Annotated in this window: 24 protein-coding genes; 10 read left to right on the forward strand and 14 right to left on the reverse strand. The window is 66.8% G+C overall.

Going from position 1 to position 21,810, the window contains the following annotated elements:
* Positions 1-64 precede the first annotated feature (64 nt).
* The 6 genes from ACFYRH_RS18010 to ACFYRH_RS18035 all read right to left on the reverse strand — a co-directional run bounded on the left by ACFYRH_RS18010 (position 65) and on the right by ACFYRH_RS18035 (position 5,794).
* Complete coding sequence (locus ACFYRH_RS18010; RefSeq protein WP_387775781.1) at positions 65-1,699, reverse strand: NAD(P)-binding protein; 1,635 nt, start codon at positions 1,697-1,699, stop codon at positions 65-67.
* Positions 1,700-2,689 (reverse strand): thiamine pyrophosphate-dependent enzyme, encoded by a 990-nt coding sequence (locus ACFYRH_RS18015; RefSeq protein WP_387775784.1) that lies wholly within the window; start codon positions 2,687-2,689, stop codon positions 1,700-1,702. It abuts the gene before it with no gap.
* Between the two features lie 12 nt (positions 2,690-2,701).
* Positions 2,702-3,868 (reverse strand): transketolase C-terminal domain-containing protein, encoded by a 1,167-nt coding sequence (locus ACFYRH_RS18020; protein WP_387775787.1) that lies wholly within the window; start codon positions 3,866-3,868, stop codon positions 2,702-2,704.
* The gene (locus ACFYRH_RS18025; protein ID WP_387775790.1) at positions 3,852-4,442 is read right to left on the reverse strand and encodes a 2-oxoacid:acceptor oxidoreductase family protein; all 591 of its coding nucleotides are present in this window, start codon (positions 4,440-4,442) and stop codon (positions 3,852-3,854) included. The genes ACFYRH_RS18020 and ACFYRH_RS18025 overlap by 17 nt, the downstream gene beginning before the upstream one ends.
* Positions 4,443-4,468: 26 nt before the next feature.
* The gene (locus ACFYRH_RS18030; protein WP_387775793.1) at positions 4,469-5,236 is read right to left on the reverse strand and encodes a DUF4389 domain-containing protein; all 768 of its coding nucleotides are present in this window, start codon (positions 5,234-5,236) and stop codon (positions 4,469-4,471) included.
* 273 nt (positions 5,237-5,509) lie between these two features.
* A complete protein-coding gene (locus ACFYRH_RS18035) occupies positions 5,510-5,794 on the reverse strand; it encodes a DUF1876 domain-containing protein (protein ID WP_387775796.1) in 285 nt (94 codons plus the stop codon).
* A gap of 158 nt (positions 5,795-5,952) precedes the next feature.
* Between ACFYRH_RS18035 and ACFYRH_RS18040 the strand changes: the two genes are divergently transcribed.
* The gene (locus ACFYRH_RS18040; RefSeq protein ID WP_387775799.1) at positions 5,953-6,153 is read left to right on the forward strand and encodes a hypothetical protein; all 201 of its coding nucleotides are present in this window, start codon (positions 5,953-5,955) and stop codon (positions 6,151-6,153) included.
* 43 nt (positions 6,154-6,196) lie between these two features.
* On the opposite strand, the gene ACFYRH_RS18045 is transcribed toward ACFYRH_RS18040, so the two are convergent.
* From ACFYRH_RS18045 to ACFYRH_RS18060, 4 genes are all read right to left on the reverse strand, one after another.
* Positions 6,197-7,090, reverse strand: a complete 894-nt coding sequence (locus ACFYRH_RS18045; RefSeq protein ID WP_387775802.1) for a carbohydrate ABC transporter permease — start codon at positions 7,088-7,090, stop codon at positions 6,197-6,199.
* The gene (locus ACFYRH_RS18050; protein ID WP_387775805.1) at positions 7,087-8,076 is read right to left on the reverse strand and encodes a carbohydrate ABC transporter permease; all 990 of its coding nucleotides are present in this window, start codon (positions 8,074-8,076) and stop codon (positions 7,087-7,089) included. Before ACFYRH_RS18050 ends, ACFYRH_RS18045 begins: the two co-directional genes overlap by 4 nt.
* Positions 8,073-9,365, reverse strand: a complete 1,293-nt coding sequence (locus ACFYRH_RS18055; protein WP_387775808.1) for an ABC transporter substrate-binding protein — start codon at positions 9,363-9,365, stop codon at positions 8,073-8,075. Before ACFYRH_RS18055 ends, ACFYRH_RS18050 begins: the two co-directional genes overlap by 4 nt.
* A gap of 69 nt (positions 9,366-9,434) precedes the next feature.
* Entirely contained in the window at positions 9,435-10,268 is an 834-nt protein-coding gene (locus ACFYRH_RS18060) for a phytanoyl-CoA dioxygenase family protein (RefSeq protein ID WP_387775811.1), read from the reverse strand.
* Between the two features lie 56 nt (positions 10,269-10,324).
* Here ACFYRH_RS18060 and ACFYRH_RS18065 point away from each other — a divergent pair, with 56 nt between their 5' ends.
* Positions 10,325-11,224 carry a helix-turn-helix domain-containing protein gene (locus ACFYRH_RS18065; protein ID WP_387775814.1) on the forward strand — a complete coding sequence of 300 codons (900 nt, stop codon included), beginning with the start codon at positions 10,325-10,327 and terminating at the stop codon, positions 11,222-11,224.
* A gap of 61 nt (positions 11,225-11,285) precedes the next feature.
* Here the strand turns inward: ACFYRH_RS18065 and ACFYRH_RS18070 are convergent, their stop codons facing one another.
* Positions 11,286-12,035, reverse strand: a complete 750-nt coding sequence (locus ACFYRH_RS18070) for a rod shape-determining protein (protein ID WP_387775817.1) — start codon at positions 12,033-12,035, stop codon at positions 11,286-11,288.
* 56 nt (positions 12,036-12,091) lie between these two features.
* Here ACFYRH_RS18070 and ACFYRH_RS18075 point away from each other — a divergent pair, with 56 nt between their 5' ends.
* Positions 12,092-12,361, forward strand: coding sequence for a hypothetical protein (locus tag ACFYRH_RS18075; RefSeq protein ID WP_387775819.1), 270 nt, complete (start codon positions 12,092-12,094; stop codon positions 12,359-12,361).
* Positions 12,362-12,462: 101 nt separating this feature from the next.
* Here ACFYRH_RS18075 and ACFYRH_RS18080 read toward each other — a convergent pair whose 3' ends face one another.
* Positions 12,463-12,804 (reverse strand): TraR/DksA family transcriptional regulator, encoded by a 342-nt coding sequence (locus tag ACFYRH_RS18080; RefSeq protein WP_387775822.1) that lies wholly within the window; start codon positions 12,802-12,804, stop codon positions 12,463-12,465.
* A gap of 191 nt (positions 12,805-12,995) precedes the next feature.
* Between ACFYRH_RS18080 and ACFYRH_RS18085 the strand changes: the two genes are divergently transcribed.
* Positions 12,996-13,952 carry a HAMP domain-containing sensor histidine kinase gene (locus ACFYRH_RS18085; RefSeq protein WP_387775825.1) on the forward strand — a complete coding sequence of 319 codons (957 nt, stop codon included), beginning with the start codon at positions 12,996-12,998 and terminating at the stop codon, positions 13,950-13,952.
* A 1-nt stretch (position 13,953) separates the two neighbouring features.
* On the forward strand, positions 13,954-14,604 hold the full coding sequence (locus ACFYRH_RS18090) for a response regulator (protein ID WP_387775828.1): 651 nt from the start codon (positions 13,954-13,956) through the stop codon (positions 14,602-14,604).
* Between the two features lie 14 nt (positions 14,605-14,618).
* Here ACFYRH_RS18090 and ACFYRH_RS18095 read toward each other — a convergent pair whose 3' ends face one another.
* Complete coding sequence (locus ACFYRH_RS18095) at positions 14,619-14,759, reverse strand: hypothetical protein (protein WP_387775831.1); 141 nt, start codon at positions 14,757-14,759, stop codon at positions 14,619-14,621.
* A 160-nt stretch (positions 14,760-14,919) separates the two neighbouring features.
* On the opposite strand from ACFYRH_RS18095, the gene ACFYRH_RS18100 reads away from it, so the two are divergent.
* A complete protein-coding gene (locus ACFYRH_RS18100; RefSeq protein ID WP_387775833.1) occupies positions 14,920-15,684 on the forward strand; it encodes a hypothetical protein in 765 nt (254 codons plus the stop codon).
* A 279-nt stretch (positions 15,685-15,963) separates the two neighbouring features.
* On the opposite strand, the gene ACFYRH_RS18105 is transcribed toward ACFYRH_RS18100, so the two are convergent.
* On the reverse strand, positions 15,964-17,211 hold the full coding sequence (locus tag ACFYRH_RS18105; RefSeq protein WP_387775836.1) for an ROK family protein: 1,248 nt from the start codon (positions 17,209-17,211) through the stop codon (positions 15,964-15,966).
* 166 nt (positions 17,212-17,377) lie between these two features.
* Between ACFYRH_RS18105 and ACFYRH_RS18110 the strand changes: the two genes are divergently transcribed.
* The 4 genes from ACFYRH_RS18110 to ACFYRH_RS18125 are packed head-to-tail and all read left to right on the forward strand — an operon-like array spanning position 17,378 to position 21,777.
* Positions 17,378-18,679, forward strand: a complete 1,302-nt coding sequence (locus ACFYRH_RS18110) for an ABC transporter substrate-binding protein (RefSeq protein WP_387775839.1) — start codon at positions 17,378-17,380, stop codon at positions 18,677-18,679.
* An 11-nt stretch (positions 18,680-18,690) separates the two neighbouring features.
* A complete protein-coding gene (locus ACFYRH_RS18115) occupies positions 18,691-19,587 on the forward strand; it encodes a carbohydrate ABC transporter permease (protein WP_387775842.1) in 897 nt (298 codons plus the stop codon).
* On the forward strand, positions 19,584-20,504 hold the full coding sequence (locus ACFYRH_RS18120; protein ID WP_387775845.1) for a carbohydrate ABC transporter permease: 921 nt from the start codon (positions 19,584-19,586) through the stop codon (positions 20,502-20,504). Before ACFYRH_RS18115 ends, ACFYRH_RS18120 begins: the two co-directional genes overlap by 4 nt.
* Positions 20,505-20,511: 7 nt before the next feature.
* Positions 20,512-21,777, forward strand: a complete 1,266-nt coding sequence (locus ACFYRH_RS18125) for a Gfo/Idh/MocA family protein (protein WP_387775848.1) — start codon at positions 20,512-20,514, stop codon at positions 21,775-21,777.
* The last annotated feature ends 33 nt before the right edge of the window (positions 21,778-21,810 follow it).

Consider the following 21,810-nt stretch of genomic DNA (forward strand, 5'->3'; position numbering starts at 1 on the left):
CACACCGACGGTCGAGCAGGGCCGAACGTCCCGTGCGTGGCGGGCCCGTCGGCCGGCCCGCAGGTCAGGAGCGCTCGCGGAACATCGTGATGGCGCCGCTGGGGCATTCGGCGGCGCAGAGGCCGCAGCCCTTGCAGAAGTCCAGGTCGATCTCGTAGCCCTTGCCGGGGCCGAGCTTGATGATCGCGTTGTCCGGACAGACCCCGAAGCAGTTGTCGCACTCGAGGCAGTTCCCGCACGACATGCATCGCCGCGCCTCGAACAGCGCGTTCTCGGCCGTCAGCCCGTTCGTGACCTCGTCGAAGGTGCTGATCCGGCGGGCCAGGTCGAGCTGTGGCCGCACGGCCGCCGACGCGTCCGCGTAGTACCAGGTGTTCAACCGGTCGTACGACGCGAGCTCGGGCCGCTCAGGGTGTTCGTAGGCTCCACCGCGCAGCCATGCGTCGATGTTCCGCGCGGCCTGCTTGCCGTGTCCGACCGCGACTGTGACCGTCCGCTCGCCCGGCACCATGTCACCGCCGGCGAACAGGCCGGCGTGGCCGGTCATCATCCGCGCGTCGACCTCCACCACACCGTCCGCGATCGTCACGCCTGCGACGTCGCGCACCAGCGCCAGATCGGCCTGCTGCCCAAGCGCGAGGACGACCGAATCGGCGTCGAGTTCCTCGAACTCACCGGTCGGCTGCGGGAACCCGGTCTCGTCCAGTCGCATTTTCTCGATCTTCACCCGGTTGGAGCCGGCGTAGACGATCGTCGAGAGCCACCGCATCCGGACGCCTTCCTCCAGCGCCTCACGGACCTCGATGTCGTGCGCCGGCATCCGGTCCCGGGTACGGCGATACACCACGACCGCATCCGAGGCACCGAGCCGGCGCGCGGTCCGGGCGACGTCCATCGCGGTGTTGCCGCCGCCGTATACCGCGACCCGGCGCCCGAGCAGCGGCTGCTCGCCCTGCTCCAGCCCGGCGAGCATCGAGACGGCGTCGACGATCCGCGCCGAGTCGCCGGCCGGGATGTCCGCCCGCCGCCCGACGTGCGCGCCGACCGCCAGGAACACCGCGTCGAAGTCGGTCAACGCGTCGTCGAGGTCGGTCACCGCCGTACCGAGCTCCAACCGCACCCCGAGGTCGGCGATCCGCTGGATCTCCGCGTCCACGACGTCCCGGGGCAGCCGGTACGACGGGATGCCGTACCGCATCATGCCCCCGGCCCGCGGCGAGTCGTCGCGAACCGTGACCTCGTGACCGAACCGCGCAAGCTGATAGGCCGCGGACAGTCCGGACGGACCCGCACCGACGACGAGCACCCGCTTCCCGCTCGGCGCCGCCTCGACGGCCACCGACCAGCCCTGCCTGATCGCTTCGTCGCCGAGGAACCGCTCGACCGAGTTGATCCCGACGGGTTCGTCGAGGGTGGCCCGGTTACAGGCGGTCTCGCAGGGCCGGTAGCAGACCCGGCCCATGATCGCCGGGAACGGGTTGTCGACCATGATCTGCCGCCACGCGGCTTCGTAGTTGCCTTCCTCGGCATGCGACAGCCACTCCTGTACGTTCTCTCCGGCCGGGCAGGCGTCGTTGCAGGGCGGCATCCGGTCGAAGTAGACCGGGCGCTCGGTGCGCCACGAGCCGGTCTTGTTGGCCAGGCTCGATCCGACGTCAAGAGTGATCGCGTACGGCTGTCGCTTACTTGCCTCGGGCATCTAACTCACCTCGTCGGGTTCGGTCAGGCCGAAGGTGCGGATGTTGCGGTCCGCCTCAGCCTGGATCCTGCTGATCACGTCGTCGCGCGGGGTGTCGGCGAACAACTGCGCGAACCGTCCCTGCGGCCGCAAATAGTCCACGACCGGCCGGAGCCGGCGGATCCGGGTCACGTCGACGACCTCGCCGTCGACCGCTTCGAAGACCGGGAAGATCCCCGTCTCCGTCGCCAGTCTGGCGATCCGGATCGTCTGGTCGGACGCGCTACGCCAGCCCAGCGGACACGGAACCAGCACGTGCAGGTACCGCGCCCCGTGGTACCGCATCGCCTTGGTCACCTTGTACTCGAGATCGCGCAGGTCCGCCACGGTCGCGGTGGCGACGTACGGAATCCGGTGTGCCATCGCGATCAGTGGGAGGCTCTTGCCCTGCCCGAACGAGTTGCCGGCCGGTGTCGTGGTCGTCACCGCGCCGTGCGGGGTCGCTCCAGACCGCTGGACGCCGGTGTTCATGTAACCACCGTTGTCGTAGCAGACGTACAGGACGTCGTCGTTGCGCTCGAACATCCCGGACAGGCACGCCAGACCGATGTCGACGGTACCGCCGTCGCCGCCCTGCCCGACGACCCGGACATCGGTGCGCCCCTTGGCCTTCAGCGCCGCGGCGACACCGGTCGCCACAGCGGGCGCATTGCCGAACAACGAGTGCAGCCAGGCAACCCGCCACGAGGACTCCGGGTACGGCGTCGAGAAGACCTCCAGGCACCCGGTCGCATTCACCGTCACCGCACGGTTTCCGGCGGCACGCATCACCGCGTCGAGCACGTACCGCGCCCCCAGCGCCTCGCCACACCCTTGACAGGCACGATGACCCATCGTCAGCGAGTTCGTCCGCGCGGGGTCGGCCTGCACCGTTCGCTGGTCGGGATCCAGCAGGCGGTTCCCCACCGCGAAGCTGCCGGTCTGGTAGAACTTGATCCGCTGCACTGGCATGGCGAAGTCCTCTCAGCTCAACTCGTGCTCGACCACGTCGCGCTTGAGATCCAGGAAAGTCAACGGCTCCAGCCGATCGGCGACAGCGTCGGTCAGCATCGCGCGCAGCGACGCCTTGGTCACCGGCCGCCCGCCGAGCCCGGCGATCACCGTCAATATAGTTGCCTCTGGCAAACTCCCGCGGACGTCCGCCGACACGATCCCCCCGACGCCGACCGCGAGTGCTCGCTCGAGTACGACGATGCGCTGCGCACCGCGGAGCGCAGCCCGGACAGCCTCGGCCGGGAACGGCCGGAACGTGGTCAGCCCCAGCACGCCGATGCTCTCGCCCTCGACCCTCAGCTCGTCGACGGTGTCCTTCAGCGTGCCCAGCACGGACCCCAGCGCCACCACGACGGTCTCCGCGCCCAGGCACCCGTACGGCCGGACCAATCCGCCGGAGCTACGCCAGAACTCCCGCGCGAAGTCGTCCGCGACCCGCGGAATCACCGTCAGCGCGTCACGATGCCGCGCGTGGGCGAGGTACCGGACCTCGGTGAAAGCATCGGGCCCGACCATCGCGCCGATGGTCATCGGATGGTCCGGATCCAGCACCTGCCGAGGCTGGTACGCCGGCAGGAACGCATCCACCTGCTCCTGCGACGGTACGTCGATGCCCTCGACGGCATGGGTCAGCACGAACCCGTCCATGCACACCATCACCGGCAAGGACAGCTCCTCCGCGATCCGGAACGCTTGCAGGTGCAGGTCGGCCGCCTCCTGGTTGCTCTCGGCATAGAGCTGGATCCAGCCGGAGTCGCGCTGCGACATGGCGTCGCTGTGGTCGTTCCAGATGTTGATCGGCGCGCCGATGGCCCGGTTGGCGACCGTCATCACGATCGGCAGTCCGAGTCCGGACGCGTTGAACAGCGCCTCGGTCATGTACAGCAGACCCTGGCTCGCGGTCGCGGTGTACGCCCGGGCGCCGGTCGCCGACGCGCCGATCGCGACCGACATCGCGGCGAACTCGGACTCGACGTTCACGAACTCGCACGGAGCGAGTTCGCCGTTGGCGACCAGCACGCTGAGCGCCTCGACGATATGCGTCTGCGGGGAGATCGGATAGGCGCAGATCACCTCGGGACGACAGCGCCCCACTGTCTGCGCAACGGCACGTGATCCTTCAATCTGCGAACGCATCAGCGGCCTCCTCGAGGGTGCGGCGAGCCAGCTCGTAGGCGGCGTGCACGGCGGCGACGTTGCCGGCCGCGACCGGACCGGTGAAGCGGTCCTGGACCACGGTGACCACCGACTCGACCTTCACCTGCCCGGTGAGTGCGGCGAAGGCGCCCAGCAGTACGGCGCCGGGCAGCGGGCGACCCAGATGGGTCAACGCCAGCTCGGTCGCCGGCACCGTCAGCACCCGCTCGGAGCGGAACCGCCGTACGAACGTATCCAGCCCGAGCTCCGCCAGCGACCAGGACGTGTTCAGCAGCAGGTAGCCGTCGCCTCGCAGACCACCGAAGACGTCCACGTGATGGATCAGCGTCGCGTCCTGGACGATCACCGCATCCGGCTCGGCGATCGGCTCGTGGGCGCGGATCGGACGATTGTCGATCCGGCAGAAGCCGACCACCGGCGCACCGGTCCGTTCCGACCCGAAGGTCGGGAACGCCTGTGCCTCGCGTCCTTCCGCGAAGGCCGCGACCGACAGCAGCTCGGCCGTCGTCACCACGCCTTGGCCACCCCGGCCGTGGATCCGCACCTCGAACATGGCCGTCACCTGAACTCATCGATCCCTCAACTGGTGGTATCCGTCGCTCTGATTCCAACGGCGGCACCCGGGGTGTCTGCAGGGCCGAAGGTCCCGGCTTCGGCTGCCGGACGACGCTCCTGCAACCTCGTCGTACCGGGGTCGTCACCGCCCATGTCCAGGCGGAACGGTGGGTACTGGTCGACCATCAATCCGGCGTACGCCGCGACGCGCAAGGCCCACCGGTTCATTCCGAGCACCAGGTCGAAGATCGACTGCGGGTACCGCCCGGTGATCAGCAGCGCGATCGCCGCGATCAGGACCAGCAGCCCGATGAGGCCGCCGCCCCAGCCCCAGGTGCGGTTGTCCGCCTGGCTCGCGAACCAGGTCCCACCGCCGACGAAGAACCCGACCACGATGTACTGCGGGATCGCGAGCAGCCACCATTTCACCAGGACCAGTCCGCGGGACAGGTGCTCGGGGTACTCCACCTCGAGATGCGCCGGGTACGTCGGAACCTCGCGCAACGTGAACGGCGGGTACTTGTCGGTGCCGAGCGCGCTGTACGCGTAGAAGTCCACTCGCCACGTCCACCGCAGTACTCCGACATTGAAGTCGAAGATGCTCCGCGGGTAGCGCCCGGTGAACAGGATCGCGAAGAACGCCACGAAGCTCAGCACTGCGAACGCGATCCACAGTGCCACCAGTACGAACAGATGTGGTAGCACCAAAAGCCATTTCACCAGCCACAACCACCGGTTCAGCCGGTCGTCGAGCCTCCCGTCCACCCGGACGGGGTACGTCGTCGTACTCATCACACTGCCTCCCGTCACTTGTGCGTCCCCTCGTTCTCCTAAATCCGGCTCGCGCGACGTTGCCTGCTGCAACGATCAAACCGGGCGCCGTCGTGCCGCCGTTTGAGTGGTTCACCTCGGAAATGGTCCGTTCCCACGCGGCATACCAACTGCTCACGGACAACATCAGGGGTGAACCCCTCGAATGCCTGCCCGGGGCGCCTGGCTGGGGAAAGCCTCCGAGGTCGGATGACCGGGGGGACGCGCTGAGCTGCTACGTTTCTTGTCACGGCACTACCCGTGCAGGCGGACGGGGGAATGCGTGATTGCTTCGATGTCCGACGCGGCGGCGTGGAGCAGATTGTGCGCCAGGTCGGACAGCGCCCGCGCCACAGCCAGTTCGTCGCCGATCTCGGCGATCGCGGCGTCGTCGGGGTTTCGGTGGGCGGCCCCGCGGCCGACCAGCTGGGTCTTGTCGTTGGTGTGCAGCCGGGCCTCGGCGTGCGTGGTCCGGTCGTCCTCGTGCTCGTCGACGAAGACGTCGACCCGCCAGCGCCTGCTCGTGATTCTCGTGGTCATGGTCTTGTCCTTCCGCCTGGGACTCCCATCCTCGTTTCCATCGTCGGAAGCCGGACCGGCAGTCGCCAGGGCCGTCCGGTCCACCCGGTCCGGGAACTTGTGCCCTGTCGCGCCACCGGGATCGCGCGTGTGCTGGAAGTGCGAGAGAGGAGTCGGCCATGAGCGACCTCGAGAAAGGCCGCGTCCAGCGAGACGCGAAACGCGCCGTTGCCAGTCGCCGCGGCGGCGGTTCGTCCGTCCCCGAGCAGGCGATCCTGCGGCACCTCGGCCTCGAGCTCTATCAGGAGCAACACCGCGCCGGGCATCCAGAGGAGAAGTCCAGCCGCACCGACGACCAGCCGTCAGACGGAACCACCTGACGCCCTGAACTCGAAGAGCAGCCGGTCCCGCGGGGTGATGCGTTCAGCCTTTCAGCGCGCCCGCCGCGATGTTCGCGATGAAATGCCGGGAGCCGATGATGAAGATCCCGATCAGTGGCACCACGCTGATCACGGCGCCGGCCATCACCATGCCGTAATTGATCTGGTAGACCGAGTTCAGCGTCGACAACGCGACCTGCAGGGTCTGCCGCTGCGGATTGACCAGGACGATCAACGGCCAGACGTAGTCGTTCCAGGTGCCGATGAAGGTGAAGATGCCCAGGAACGCGATGCCGCCACGCATCATCGGGACGCCGACGCTTCGCCACGTGCGGAAGAAACCGGCGCCGTCGACGCGCGCGGCGTCGATCAGTTCGTTCGGGATGGACGTCTGCGCGAACTGCCGGAGCAGGAAGATGCCGAACGCGTTCGCCGCCCCGGGGACGATCAGTGCCTGGAAGCCGCCGATCCAGCCGAGCCAACTCATCAGCACGAAGCTCGGCACCAACGACAGACTGCCGGGCACCAGAAAGGTGGCGAGAAGCACCAGGAACAGCGGGTTCTTCCCCGGGAAGTCGTACTTCCCAAAGGCGTAAGCCGCCAGTGAGTCGAAGAACATCACCAGTACTGCCACCGCTGCGGAGATCAGGAACGTGATCAACAGCGCCTGCAGCAGATCGACGTTGTCGACCACGCCCCGGAGGTTCTGTCCGAAGCTGTCACCGATCCACAACTTCGGCGGATAGCCGAAGATCTCGGCCGTGGTGTGGGTCGACATCATCAGCAACCAGTAGAACGGGAAGAGTGACAGCAGAACGCCGACCACGATGCAGGCGTGGGTGACCAGCCGGCCGACGATCCCGCGACGCCGGCCCCCGTCGCTGGTGGCCCCGGTCGGATCGCCCAGCCGCGCTCCCCTGGCGAAGATCGTGGTCATTTGACGGCCCCTTTGCGCCGGCGGCTCCGAAAGATCTGCTGTCCGTCGACCTCGCGTTCGCTGACCAGCCGCCAGTTGATGGCAGCGAAGATCGCGGCGATGATGAACAACGCCCACGCGATCGCCGAGCCGTAACCGAAGTCGAACTGGGTGAACGCCTGGTTGTACTGATAGAGCACGATGGTCATGCCAGCCTCGCCGGGTCCGCCGGTGTCACCGAGCAGCACCTGTGGTTCGGTGAAGAGACTCAGACCTCCGATCGTGGAGGTGATCACCGTGAACAGGATCACCGGGCGAAGCATCGGCACCGTGACGTGCGTGAAGATCTGCCACATCCGCGCGCCGTCGACGCGCGCCGATTCGTACAGCTCGGTGGGGATCGCCTGCAGGCCGGCCAGATAGATGATCGCGTTGTAGCCGGTGTACCTCCAGATCACCATGACCGCGATGGTGACCTTGACGCCCCATGGATCGGACAACCAGGAAATCTGGTCGAGGTGCAGGGCAGTCAGGGCCGAGTTGATCAGGCCGAAGCTGTCGGAGAAGACCGACCCGAACACGATCGCCATCGCGACCATGCTGGTGACGTTCGGAATGAAGTAGGCGACCCGGTAGAAACCCTTGAACCGGATGTTCTGATGCAGCAGGAACGCGATCACCAGCGCCAGGAACAGCGTCGGGATCGTGGAGATGAACCAGATCGCGAAGGTGTTCCCCACTGCGTTCCAGAACCGGTCGTCGCTGACCAGGTACCGGTACTGGGTCAGGCCGACGAACTTGATCTTGCCCGTCCCGTCCCAGTCGGTGAACGACAGATAGACGGAGAACAGCAGCGGGAAGAGCCCGAAGACCAGGAAGAGGATGTAGAACGGAGCGACCGCGACGTACTGCGGCCAGAACTTCTTGAACGGATTGGGCCGTAGGCCCTTCGTGCCCGCTGCGGCACTCACACCGGCCGGTACGACGGTGGTGTCGGTGGTCGTCATACGTCGACACCCCGCTTGCGGAGCATCTTGTTGGTCTGCTGTACGGCGTCGTTCCAGGCCGCCTCGGGATCCTTGCCCGCACTCTCCACGTTGACGATCTCGGTACTGAAGTACTGCGCCTGGGCCTCGTAGGTACTGATGAAGGCGGTGGGAACCGCCTCGGCGGACCTCGAGAAGAACGTGAGCGTGTCCTGGTCCCCGAAGAACTTCGAGTTGTCCTTCATCACCCCGAGGCCGGCAGACTTCTTCGCGGCCGGGAAGAGCTGCATGGTCGTGAACGCACTGGCCTGGTTCTCCGGGCTGTTCAGCCAGGTGATGAACTTGAAGGCGGCCTCGGGGTCCTTGCAGGTGCGCGGCAGGCAGACGAACGACCCGCCGCTGTTGCCGGCCCGTACCGGCGGCGTCGCCAACCGCCACTTTCCCTTCGTCAGCGGTGCGATCTCGGTGAGGATCTGCGTCCACCAGTTGCCCTCGATGTGGCCCGCGGTCTTGCCGGTCGTCCAGGCCGCGTTCTGGTCGGCGCTGATCTGCTGGTTACCGGTGATTCCCGCCTTGATCGCCTTGACCGCGGTGTCCCAGGCCTTGCGGACGGTGCTGTCCGGCTGCATGTACAGCGGCTTCCCGGCCGTGTCGAAGTACCGCTCGGCGCTGGCATTGATGTACTGACCGAAGATGACGGAGCCGGTGACGTTCAGGAAGGAACCGGCGTTCTTCTTCAGTTTCTGCCCGAGCTCGATGTAACCGTCCCAGGTCTTGATCTGTGCGCTGACGTCCTCCGGGTCGGAGGCGATTCCGGCCTTGTCGAAAATGTCCTTCCGGTAGTAGAGACCGGTCGGACCGCACGGACCGGGGAAGAAGCAGAACCGGTTGGTCGGTGTGAGTCCCAGGCGCCACTTCCAGTCGAAGTACAAGTCCTCGTACTTCTGGGCTCCCAGCTCGTTCAGGTCCAGGAACAGTTCCTCGTCGGGGAAGTAGAGCGAGACGTTGGAGTTGATGAACGTGATGTCCGGGATGTAGGCATTGCCCGCGAGGCTCGTCCGCAACTTCGTGTCGAAGTCCTGGCCGATGATGTCGGCGCGCAGCCGCTTGCCGTCGGTTCCTGGTATCTGTCCGGCAGCCTGCCGAAGCTGCGCCGGATCGGCCGACCGGTTCCAGTACCAGAGCACGAGTTCGTTGGGGTCGGACGAGATCGACGTCCGCGATCCGCACCCCGACAGGCCTCCCGCGGTGACCAGCGCGCCGAGGCCGGCAGCACCGGTCAGGAGCCTCCTCCGAGTCAATGCCGCCATGTACTCTTCCCTTCGATTCTGAGCTGCGTCGGGGCGTTCGCTCTCCGGCCCGAGGGATTCTCGAGTGGCCTAGTGCATTGCGCCTTCCCAACCGTCGCCGCACGGGCCGCCACCGTGGGCCTCACCGATCCGGATCTCCTGTCCGTCGGGGGCGATCAGCGGCATGTAGCCCTTGGAGATCTCGGTGCTCGCCTGTGGGACGTAGTGAAAGATCAGAGACCGGCGGAAGCGGTCGGTGGTGGTATTCGGAAGCGACCCGTGGACCGCACTGCCGTGGAAGAACAGCACGTCTCCAGGCTGCATATCGGTCTGTACGGCGCTCATCCCCGCGGGCGGCCGAACCAGCCCCCGGGTGAACGACTCCTCGGCGTCAGCTTCCTCCGGGCAGACCACCTCCATCGTGTGGCTGCCCGGTACGACGGCGAGGCCACCGTTGGCGGCGTCACAACGATCAACCGCGATCCAGGCCGCGAGGCAGGTCTCCGGATGCGAGCGCAGGAAGTAGTTGTCCTGGTGCATCGCCTGCCCGCGCGCCGTCGGCGGCTTGAAGTAGAACATGGACTGGGCGCCGTACGCCGGGCCGATCAGTGCTGTCACCACCTCCAAGATTCGCGGATCGGTGATCAGGCGCCGGGCGATCTGCCCGACCAGCAGATCCGGCCGGCGATGCGGCTGCATGAAGCGCGGGTAGCGGGCGAGAATATCGCCCTCGGCAACTTCCTGGATCGCCCCGAGCGCCTCCCGGTCCGCCTGCACCTGGTGCATGAACGCCGAGCGGATCTCGTCGATCTCGTCAGGTCCGAGGACGTTGTCGACCTGCAGAACACCGTCGCGGGCATACCGCTGCCGCAGGGCGACCGGATCGTCGGCAGGTACTGCGAGCTCGTGATGAGTGGCTGTCACGAGCCGAGCATGGCCGACCACGGACCACCGACGACAGTGCACAGACACTCGTTCCCATGGACAATCCTGTCATGGACAAGTCACGCTCGGTCTCGGCCGCGGGTGCCGAACAGGTCGCGTCCTCGAGGGTCCGAGCGGTCGCCGGGCAGCTGGACGGCAGCGACACCTACCGGACGGTGCGTGCCGGCGGTACGACCGACTGGCTGCTCCTGGTCACCACTGCCGGGCGCGGGCGCCTTCGCCTGACGGGCGGGCAGGACCTGAGTACGGGCCCGGGCGAGATCACCCTTGTCGAGCCGTACACCCCACACGACTACGGCACTGATCCCGACGCCCGGCGATGGTCGTTGCGGTGGGCACACCTTGATCCACGCCCGGACTGGCTGCCGCTGCTGGACTGGCCGTCGCCGCTGCCGGGGTTCCGGCAACTCCGCGTCAATCAGGCAGTGCGCGACCGCGTCGTACAGAGTCTCGATCGCGCGACCGCAGCCGCGCGCAACGGACTGCGGTTGAGTTCGCAGTTCGCGATGAACGCCGTCGAAGAGGCATTGTTGTGGTGCGACACGCAGAACCCGGACCGGCTCGCGCTGGACGCACGGCTGCTGGCAGTGGTCGAACATGTCGCGGAACATCTCGATCAGCCGCACACCGTTCAGTCGCTGGCCAGGATCGCCGACATGTCCGCGACCCGGCTGGCTCACCTGGCCCGCGCGCAGCTCGGCACCAGTCTCATGCTCCACGTTCAGCAGCAACGGATGGACCTCGCGGGCCAGCTGTTGCTCGTGACCAACCTCCCCATCGCGGAGATCGCCGTACGCGTCGGCTACCGCGATCCGCTGAACTTCTCACGCCGCTTCCGAGCCGCCACCACCCTCTCCCCCACCGAATACCGCCTAGCCGCCGGCAACCACACCAAGCCGCCGATCCGTGGACGTGGTTCACCTGAGCTCAACTGACCGCGAGCCGACTGCGGGCCCGATCCAGCCGTCGTACCAGCGGCACGACGGCTGCTCCGACTCATACAGCGCCTGGGTGTCGGCGGGCGGACTGGAGGACGGCTCCGGCGCCGCGAAGCGCAGCTACGTGGGGGGCGGGCGCCGGTTGGACGGTCGCACCCAGCTGTGTCGAGAGTTTGAAGGTGATTTCCGGACGGAGTGCGCCGCCGCCGGTCAGGAGTATGCCTCGATCAAGCGCATCGACCATTTGCGGACCGTCGTCTCCGCGCATGAGATCGATGATCGACTCTGCCACTTCTTGGATGAGCTGTGACGCCGGAAGATGACGTCCCAGGTCGCTGACCCCCAGCGCCGTACTGCGTGCGCTCCTCAAGGCACCGCTCGCCAGCAGAGCGGTCTCAGTCAGCTCGGCGCCCACGTCCACGACCAGGAGCGGCCGCGCCAGGTCGGCACGGGCACCCAGCGCGGCGGCCTTGACGCTGGTGATCGTCATGACGGTTTCGGGGTCGAGGACTTCCAGTACGGAGAGGAGTTCGAGGCGATCATCTTCGTCGCAGGCAACCGGGACCGTCGCCACAACAGTACGGCGCCCGCGTCCACCCGCTCGCGGACAGACCAGGTTGCCGAGAACGTCTGCCATCGCAGATGCGTCGATGATCTTGCCTCGGTGCACCGGCTTCCTCGTCCCACCGCGGGCCACCGTTGGCGCATCGACCACCACACCGTGCTCCGGCGTCCAAGCCCTGGTCCGTGCGCTGCCCACATCGATGGCAATGCCCGCGGCGGCAGTCCGTCTGGCCAGCTCGTTCAACCGCCGCGACCGAACGACGGCGGGCAACGAAGTCACCGACCGGATTCCCGCAGTCGGTGACATTCGCCGCAGTACAGGCACTGTGGGCAGATCCGCAGCCGTTGTACGTCAACGAAACCACGACATCCGTGGCACCGGCCGTAGTGGCCGGTATTCATCCGGTCGAGAGCGGCTTCGACGTCCGCCAGGACCAGCCGCGCCGCAACAGTAAGAAGGTCCTGTACCTCGCCCAGCGCCGATCCCGGACCACCGCTCGGCTGCTGCGGCCGGGCCGACCGGCGGATGGCGCTCAACTGTTCCCGGCGGAAGGCTCGCTGCTCGAGTAGGGTCACCCGCAGGGTCGCCAGCTCCTGCCGAGACAGTCCGGCGTTGATGACAGTGCCCGCATCGCTCGTCATGGGCTCGATTCCTCGATCGTTCGCCGACGTCAGAGTGCCAACTGCTGGCAGCGCACGCAGTAACGCACGTAGGGCAAGATCTCCAACCGCCCAACCGGGATCCGCCCCTCGCAGCGGTGACAAACGCCGTACGTGCCGTCGTGCACGCGGGCCACGGCTGCCTCGATCTCGGCCAGAACCATCCGGATCGCCGTGGTCTGCGCGGTCACCAGGTCCTGGTTCGCGTTGGGCTTGTCCGATTCCATGGCTGTCACCTGGGCGAGCCGGGTGTTTCGCTCGTGCTGCAGCCTCTGCAGGATCTCGTGCTTGCGCGCCAGGCCGGGCTGACCGGCCGAACCGCCGCTGCTGGAGACCGTCCGTGGTGGGTTCATGGCTCCACCATCGCCACTGGCGCTCGCATTTCCCATCGGGACCAGCACCCATCTTTGCCTCTGGTCCTCAGATGGGTGTCAGCACCGATCGACATCCTGGCGGCGAGGGAGCATCCTGACGGCGTGGGCAGCAGACTCGACGGACTCGCGAGATAGTGGAGGCTGTTGGTCAAGAAGAGAGGATCCTGGCGGTGTCGTTGTTCTGGCGGATCTTCGTGCTGAACGCCATCGTGCTCGGAGCGGCGACCGCGTTGCTCCTGTGGGCGCCCGTAACGGTTTCTGTCCCGGTTCTGCTCACCGAGGCCACCGTTCTGATCGGTGGCCTGGCGGTCATGCTCGTCGCGAACGCGGCGCTACTGCGGATCGGACTCGCCCCGCTCGCGCGGCTGACCCGTCAGATGTCAACGGTGGACCTTCTCCGCCCCGGTCAGCGCCTCTCCGTGAGCGGCCACGGCGGAGTACCCAACCTGCTCCGCGCGTTCAACGCCATGATCGAGCGGCTGGAGCGTGAGCGAGCCACCAGCGCCGCCCGGGCCCTGTCGGCCCAGGAGTCCGAACGTCGGCGGATCGCCCGGGAGCTTCATGACGAGGTCGGCCAGAGCCTCACCGCCGTACTCCTCGACCTCAAGCGCGCGGCGGACCTGTCGGTCGATCATGCTCTGCGTGTCGAACTCACACAGGCTCAGGAGACCACCCGATCCAGCCTCGATGAGGTACGCCGACTCGCCCACCGCCTGCGGCCCGGCGTACTCGAAGATCTCGGACTGGTCAGCGCACTCACTGCCCTGACGACCGAACTGTCCGACCACACCGGTCTGCTCATCCGCCGGCACTTGGAAGCCGGCCTACCGAGGCTGGACGAGCAGACTGAGTTGGTCCTCTACCGGGTCGCGCAGGAGAGCATGACGAACGTCGCCAGGCATGCCGCCGCCGAACGCATCGATCTGTACCTCACCGGTCACGATGGCGTCGTCGTACTGCGGGTCAAGGACGACGGGCGCGGGATCGGCCTGGCACACGAAGGCGCCGGCCTTCGCGGGATGCGCGAACGTGCCCTTCTGATCGGAGCGTCCCTCGAGCTCGCCACTGCGCCGAACGGCGGGACAGAGGTCAGCCTGACAGTACCCGTGCACGGAAGTGAAGCCTGAGATGCAGCCCACCAAGATTCTTCTCGCCGACGATCACGCACTGGTACGCCGCGGGATCCGGCTGATACTCGACCGCGAGCCCGATCTGGAGGTCGTCGCGGAGGCATCTGACGGCAGTGAGGCCGTGTCGCTCGCCCGTAGCCAGCCGGTCGACCTGGCGATCCTCGACATCGCGATGCCGCGGATGACCGGGCTCCAGGCGGCCCGTGAGCTGTCCGTCGTACGCCCCGACCTGCGGGTGCTGATGCTGACGATGTACGACAACGAACAGTACTTCTTCCAGGCGCTGAAGGCCGGCGCATCGGGGTACGTCCTCAAATCAGTCCTCGACCGCGACCTGGTGGAAGCCTGCCGGGCAACGATGCGCGGGGAGCCGTTCCTCTACGCCGGCGCCGTGACCGCGTTGGTGCGCAGCTACCTGGACCGCGTCCGTCAGGGCGTCGACGTGCCCCAGCAGATCCTCACAGCACGCGAGGAAGAGGTGCTCAAACTGGTTGCGGAGGGCAACTCGTCGAAGGAGATCGCCGAACTCCTGACGATCAGCGTCAAGACCGTCGAGCGCCACCGCTCGAACATGCTCCAGAAGCTCGGACTCCGCGACCGCCTCGACCTCACCCGCTACGCCATCCGCGCAGGCCTCCTCGAGCCGTGACGCGGCGCGCGCGACTAGAAGCATTTGTCCTTGAGTTCAAGAGCGATCGACGCTGTCGCCCGGTACTTCGTTCCGCCGACGACATAGTCGACCTGGACGACCTCGAAGCCGGCCGCCTTCGAGGCGTCGTCGCGCACTCCGGCGCCGGAAGGCACAGCGAGTTCTTATCTGTACCGAAAACCATCGGTCCCAGCCGGGCTACGCGCGCAAAGTCTCGTCCGCTCAGGCGTGGAGCACCGGGCAATTGCTGGACGACGGTAGAGTGAGTCGATGGTGGCTGACGGGCAGCGCGAGATCATCGAGGGCGTCCATCGGGTGCTTGCCGACGACAAGGACGTTGACGCCTTGCTTCTGACCGGCAGCATCGGACGCGACGCGGACGACGATTACAGCGACGTGGACTTCCTCGTCATCGTCGCGGACGGCGCGTTGGACCAATTCGCCGAGCGATGGGCCGCGATTTGCGACTCGGTGATTCCGCTCATCTACGAGGCTGCTCTGGACTTCGGCACCACCAGACTCTTCAACCAGATCACCGACGACTTCGTCCGGTACGACGTGATGGCCACGACCGAGGCCGGCATCGGACATCGCTCGCAGAGCACGGTCAAGGTCTTGTTCGACCGCACAGGTGTCTATAAGCGGCTGCCTGAGCGACTGCCTTTGACCGAGCCGTCGCCGGTCGTGGTACGTCGGCTCGTTCCGGAGTTCTTCCGCGTGCTGTCGATGCTGCCGATCGTCCTCGGCAGAGCCGACTTCGCCGTCGGCGCATCCGGGTCCGGTCTGCTGCGCTCGATGCTCATCCAGGCGTTCCAGGAGCTTGTCGCCGTCGAGGACCGCGGCGGCGCGCTGTACTTGCGGCGGCTGTTGCCCGAAAACCACTATTCGGTCATCACCCAAATGCCCGCCATCGAGGCCACCGAAGCATCAACCATCGACGTCCACCGGTACTGCGCTCAGCACTTCGCGCCAGCCGCGCGCCTCCTGTGTGAACGAACCGGCGTCGAATGGCCGGCCGAGTTCGTCGCCAAGGTCGCGGAACGCACCGCTCCCACCCTGGGTCAGTGGCTGACCGACTGAACTTTCCTGGTCGACGCCGGCAACTCGCTCCGGTCGAGCGCCCGATGGCTCGACGCGTGGCCGCGAGGGCCGCCGCCGTACACCCCTGGGCACCCCTCGGAGATGCGGCACCTCGTGAAGGGCGCCGTACGCCGGTGCTCATGGCCAACCACTTGTAGCCCGAGCAACTCCCACCGAAAGTACCGCGCAGCCGCAGCATCTACGTCCGGCCATCGCTGACGCTCATCCATCGAGGCCTCGACCACGCGCCGGCGGTGGCAACGCATGCGGCAGAAGCGATTATCCGGCCTCCTCAGCGGTCTGCCCACGGTCGAAGGGATTCGTGAACAGGATCTCCTCGACCTCGCTCAGTGCGAGACGCACCGCTCCCAGAGCTGCGGCGCTCTCGCCGAGGGGTGAGACGACGACGCGGGGTTCGAACATGCACACTCGGGCGAGTCTGGAGCGGATCGCGTCCGCCGCGATGTCGCCGGCGACGATCACGCCACCGCCGACGACCACCACTTCGGGGTCGACGGTGATCACGAGCCCTTCGGTGGCTGCGGCGAACTCATCCGCGAAGTCGACGACCGCCTGGCGGGCGTCGGTCTCTCCTCGCTGTGCCGCCTCGAAGACCGTCAGCGGATCGATCCCGAGCATTTCGTCACGCGGTAACGTATCGACTCCGACGCCGGTGAAGCTCACGAGCTTGCGGTAGGCATCGACCAACTGGCGGCCGGACTCCGGCGGAATCTCCCCCGCGGCGCCGTGATGCCCCAGTGGTGAGACACCGTCGATGAGGTACGACGATCCGATCCGTCGACCCACATGGAGATACACGGCACTGCTGCAGCCCACCGCCGCGCCGGCCCAGTACTCGGCGAGGACAGCGGCGCGCATGTCGTTCGCCACACGGACGGGGACCGGGAGGAACGCACCCAGCAACTCGCCGATGCTGTGCCCCTCCATCTGCGGGATGGTGGAGCGCACCACCTGACCATCGGGGCGCGCGATGCCGACCGTCGCCGCGGCCGCGGCGACGATCTGCGCAGGGTCCCGATCGGCCAGGCGCAGCGCTTCCGTGATCGCCGTGCGTGCAGCAGCGCTGCGCTCCGCGGCGCTCGCGCCGTCGGCCACGGGATAGTCCGCACGCCCGATCACTCGTCCGGCCAGATCCGCGACGAGTGCTCGCACCCAATGCCGGGCGAGGTCGACGCCGACCACACAGCCGGCCTGCGAGTCGAACGCAATCGTCCGGGCGGGCCGGCCGGCCGAACGACGGCCGGGCACCGCCGGACTCGGGGCCGCGGCCACCAGCCACCCGTGCTCGACCAGAGCGTCCACCACGTCCTCGGCGGTCGGACGTGAGATGCCAACCGTCTGCGCGATCTCGGTCACCGTGTATCGGTCGTTCGCCGTGACCTCGCCCGAGCGGGCTGCGCCGCTCGCCTGCGCGGCGTAGAGCAGCCGCAACACCGCGGCCACATTCAGCTTCCGCAACGCGGAGGGGTCCCCCGCGTGCCCGCCACCGGCACCCTTGACCGACATACACAATCTCATTTCTTAATCGCTTGGACGCTCACGCTCCGCCCCAGGATAAGGGAAAGACCGAAGGGTTGACAGTACCTGAGCCCGTTGCCAGACTACCTCAACCGCGGATTATTAAACTTTTTTGGATAATCGCCGCGATCCCGACTCGAGAAATGAGACATCCGTGCGTACACAACGGCGTACAACGCGGTCCCTGGTCCTGGGAGCCCTGGCCGCAGCTGCTCTCGCGCTCACCGGCTGCACGGCCGGCGCACCCGCCTCGTCCGATTCCGGCGACGAGGTCACTCTGACCTTCCTCGTCTCGGAGTCCCCGAACCTGACCCCGCAGTACTGGGACGCCGCGATCGCCCGGGCGTCGAAGGCGGTCCCGGGCGTCAAGATCAAGAAAGTCGTCGGCGAGAACACACCGGCGTACGCACAGCAGCTGTTCGCGTCGGGTCAGGCGCCCGATATCTTCGCCGCCGGTATCGCGAACGGCCTCGCACAGAAGGGCGAACTCGCCGAGTACAGCCGCGACGAACTGACGGCCGCCGGCATCACCGACTTCACCTCCGGCACCATCAACGGCAAGTTCTACGGCATCCCCACCGGCGCGCAGGCGATTCCGCTCGTCTACTACAACAAGGACCTGTTCAAGAAGGCGGGCATCAGCGCACCGCCGAAGACCTACGCGGAGCTACTCGAGGACTGCGCGAAGCTGAAGGCCGCCGGTATTGCCCCGTTCGAGATCGGCGGTGGTGGAAAGGACACCTGGGCGACTTCGTTCGCGCTGAACGCCACCGTGTCGGCCGACGTCCAGGTCGCCGATCCCGCATGGTTCCTCAAGCGCGAGAAGGGCGACGTGAAGTTCAGCGACCCGGAGTTCGTCGGCGCGGCGGCGAAGGTCGCGAAGATCGTGAAGGACGGGTTCGCCGATCCGAACGGCATGACCCGAACCTACGCCGACCTCGAGCAGGCGTTCCTCGCCGGCAAGGCGGCGATGTATCCGATGGGATCGTGGTTCACCGCCGCGGCTGACGGCAAGAAGCTGACCAACATCGGCGTGTTCGGCTGGCCCGGCGACAGCGGCAAGTCGGCGTACCCGGTCGTCACGGGCGCGGGCATGAACGTGAACGCGAAGTCGAAGAACGTCGATCTCGCCAAGAAGTGGGCCCTGGCGTTCGCGACCGACAAGGAAAATCTCGACTCCTCCGTGATCACCGACGGTGCGATCGTGACGGTGAAGGACTACGCGATCCCGGCCGGTGTGGGTGCGCTCTACAAGGAGATGGCGGCCGGCTACGACGCGGCCGTCTCCGAGAAGGCGACCGTCCCGGCCTGGGGCAACATCACCGGCGACGGCGCCCTCCCGCCGGGCTTCAACGACAAGCTGATCGCGGCCGGCGTCGACCTTCTGACGGGCAAGACAACGCCCGAGAAGTTCGCGACGTACCTCGACGAGCAGTACACCGCCGCGCAGAAGTAGGCGAAGAGGCCATGAACGCGCACACGAAGCGCAGGAGGATCCTGCGCAATCCACTCCACTTCCTCTTGTTCGCACTGCCCGGTACCGCCCTCTACACGGTGCTCGTGCTCTGGCCGCTGCTGGTCGCGTTCGGGTCGAGCCTGACGAACGAGGACGCCTATCGGGTCAGCACCTCGTTCGTCTGGTTCGAGAACTACGCGCGGCTGTTCTCCGATCCGGCGTACCTCCAGACCTTGGGCAACACCGTGATCCTCACCGTCATCTGCATCGTCGTGCCGAACGCACTCGGACTCGGGATCGCGCTTCTCCTCGACCGCAGCGGATGGGTCTTCAACGCGATGCGAGCCGTGTTCTTCGTGCCCGTCATCCTGTCGTCCGTCGTCGTGGCGGTGATCTGGCAACTGCTGCTGAAGGACGACGGCCTGGTCAACTCCGCCCTGCACTCCTTCGTGCCGCACCCACCCGGCTGGCTGTCCGACCCCTCCCTCGCGCTCTACAGCGTGGGCGCCATCGTCGCGTGGCAGTCCGTCGGTGTGTGCGTGGTGCTGTACCTCGCGGGTCTGCAGAGCGTTCCCAAGGAGCTCCTCGAAGCGGCATCGATCGACGGCGCCGGCCAGGTGCGCCAATTCAGGGCCGTGACGTGGCCGCTACTGGCACCCTCGGTCACGATCATGACGGTGCTGTCGATGATCGGCGGCTTCAAGATCTACGACCAGGTGAAGGTGATGACCAACGGCGGGCCTGGCGTCGGCACCACATCGACCCTCGCGTTCGACGTCGTACACACCGGCCTCGATGCAGGAGCTGTGGGGTACGCCGCCGCCAAGGCCGCCGTGATGTTCCTCATCATCGCCGTGATCTCACTGTTCTCGATCCGGCTCATGCGCAAGCGGGAGGTGGACCTGTGATCACCGCGGAGTCGACCGATGTCATCGAAGACACCACCGAAGACACCACGGGTCGCGCTCGTCGCCGCACGCATCGTCGGCGCAGTGTGGAGGCGAGCAGCGCCGGACCGGTCCACACGGGGATCGCACTGGTCGTGACCGCGATCTTCATCTACCCGATCTACCTCGTCGTCCTGAACGCGTTCAAGACGCAGGACGACATCTACAAGTACCCCGGGCTTCCGGTACTGCCGCTCACGGTGCAGAACTTCGTCGACGTGTTCACGCGTCCCGACGCGCTGTTCTGGACCGGCCTGCTCAACAGCATCCAGATCACCGTGATCGGCACCCTGGTCTCCACAGTCGTCGCCGCGATGATGGCGCACTACATGGTGCGTTCGTCGAGCTGGTTCGCGAAGCTGCTCTGGATCACCATCCCGCTCGGGCTGATGATCCCCCAGGCGACGACACTGCTGCCGCTGCTGCGGATGCTGCGGGACTTCGGGCTGATCGGCTCGGTGTTCGGCCTGATCATCGTGTACGTCGCGGGAAACCTGCCGTTCGGAGTACTGGTCTTCACCGGCTTCATGCGGACCATCCCGAAGGGCATCGAGGAGGCTGCCGCCATCGACGGCGCGGGTCCTGTCCGCACGTTCTGGGCGATCGTGTTTCCCCTGCTGCGGCCGGCCGGAGCGAGCGTCGTCATCTTCCTCGCGGTCGGGCTGTGGAACGACTTCATCACTCCGCTGATCATTCTCGGACCGGCGAGCGGAAGCACGGTCACGGTCGGCATGTACCGCCAGATCAGCGAACACGTGTCGAACTACGGAGCCGTGTTCGCCTACATGGTGCTCGCGACGATCCCGATCGTCATCCTGTTCGTCTTCTTGCAGAAGTACTTCGTGAAGGGACTGCTCAGTGGTGCAGCAAAGGGATGACGCTGTCGTGCACGGCACGCGGGACATCCGCCTGGCCGTCGTCGGCGCCGGAATGCGTGGGCATGCGTACGCGGCGGAGGCTGCCGCGCTTCCGGGCGTCGAGGTCGTCGCGGTCGCAGACCGGAACCCGACGACGCTCGCCCGCTTCGCCGGCCTGTTCCCGGATGCGCGAGTGTTCGACGACTGGCGCGACGTCGCCGCGCTGCCGCGTCTCGCCGATGCGGTCGTCGTGGCGCTGCCCGACGAGTATCACCGCGACGCGAGCGTGGCCTTCGCCGAGGCCGGATACGACATCCTCCTGGAGAAGCCGATCGCGACCAGCCCCGAGGACTGCGACGACATCGAGAATGCCGCGAAGGCGAACGGCGTCAGCATCACCGTGTGCCATGTGCTGCGGTACACGACGTACACGAAGAAGTTGCGTCAGCTCCTCGATGCCGGCGCGATCGGCGAGGTCATGCAGATCGAGCATCTCGAGCCGATCGGTCATCTCCACTTCGCGCACTCGTTCGTGCGCGGGAACTGGGCCCGCTCCGCCACCAGCCACAGCTTGCTGCTGGCGAAGTCGTGCCACGACATCGACTGGCTGCTGCACATCATGGGACGCCCGGTGCAACGGGTGACGTCCTTCGGCTCACTCGGGTACTTCCGCCCAGAATCGCGGCCGTCCCGCGCGTCCGAACGCTGCGTGACCTGTGCAGTGGAGTCCTCCTGCGCGTACTCCGCGGTGCGGTTCTATCGCAGCGGTCTGAACAACCCCGGCTCCGCCGAGGAGTACAACGCCCTGGTCATGGCGGGTGAGGTGACGCCGGAAGCGATCGACCGCGCCCTGGAGAGCGGACCGTGGGGGCGGTGTGCGTACCTCTGCGACAACGACGTGGTCGACCACCAGACCGTGCAGCTCGAGTTCGGCGACGGACGTCTCGCGAGCTTCAGCCTCTCGGCCTTCACCGAAGGCAGTAACCGCAAGACCCGGCTGTTCGGCACTGCCGGACAGATCACCGGCGACGGTCGGATGATCAGCGTTTACGACTTCCGCACGCTCAAGACCACGGTGTACGACACCGACGAACTCGGCTTCGACGCGGCAGCGGGTCACGGCGGCGGCGACCGGCAGCTGGTCGAGACCTTCGTCGCCGCGCTGCGGGACGACTCCCCCGGCCAACTCAGCACGAGCATCACCGAGAGCATGGCCAGCCACCGCGTGGTGTTCGCCGCCGAGGAAGCCCGCCGCACCGGCACCGTCGTATCGCTCAGTCCCGCGGACGTCTGATCGGTGGGCTACTTGAGTGAAGCGCGTGTACTG

Origin of the sequence: Kribbella sp. NPDC004875 (assembly GCF_042873375.1) — a bacterium.
Classification (GTDB): Bacteria; Actinomycetota; Actinomycetes; order Propionibacteriales; family Kribbellaceae; genus Kribbella.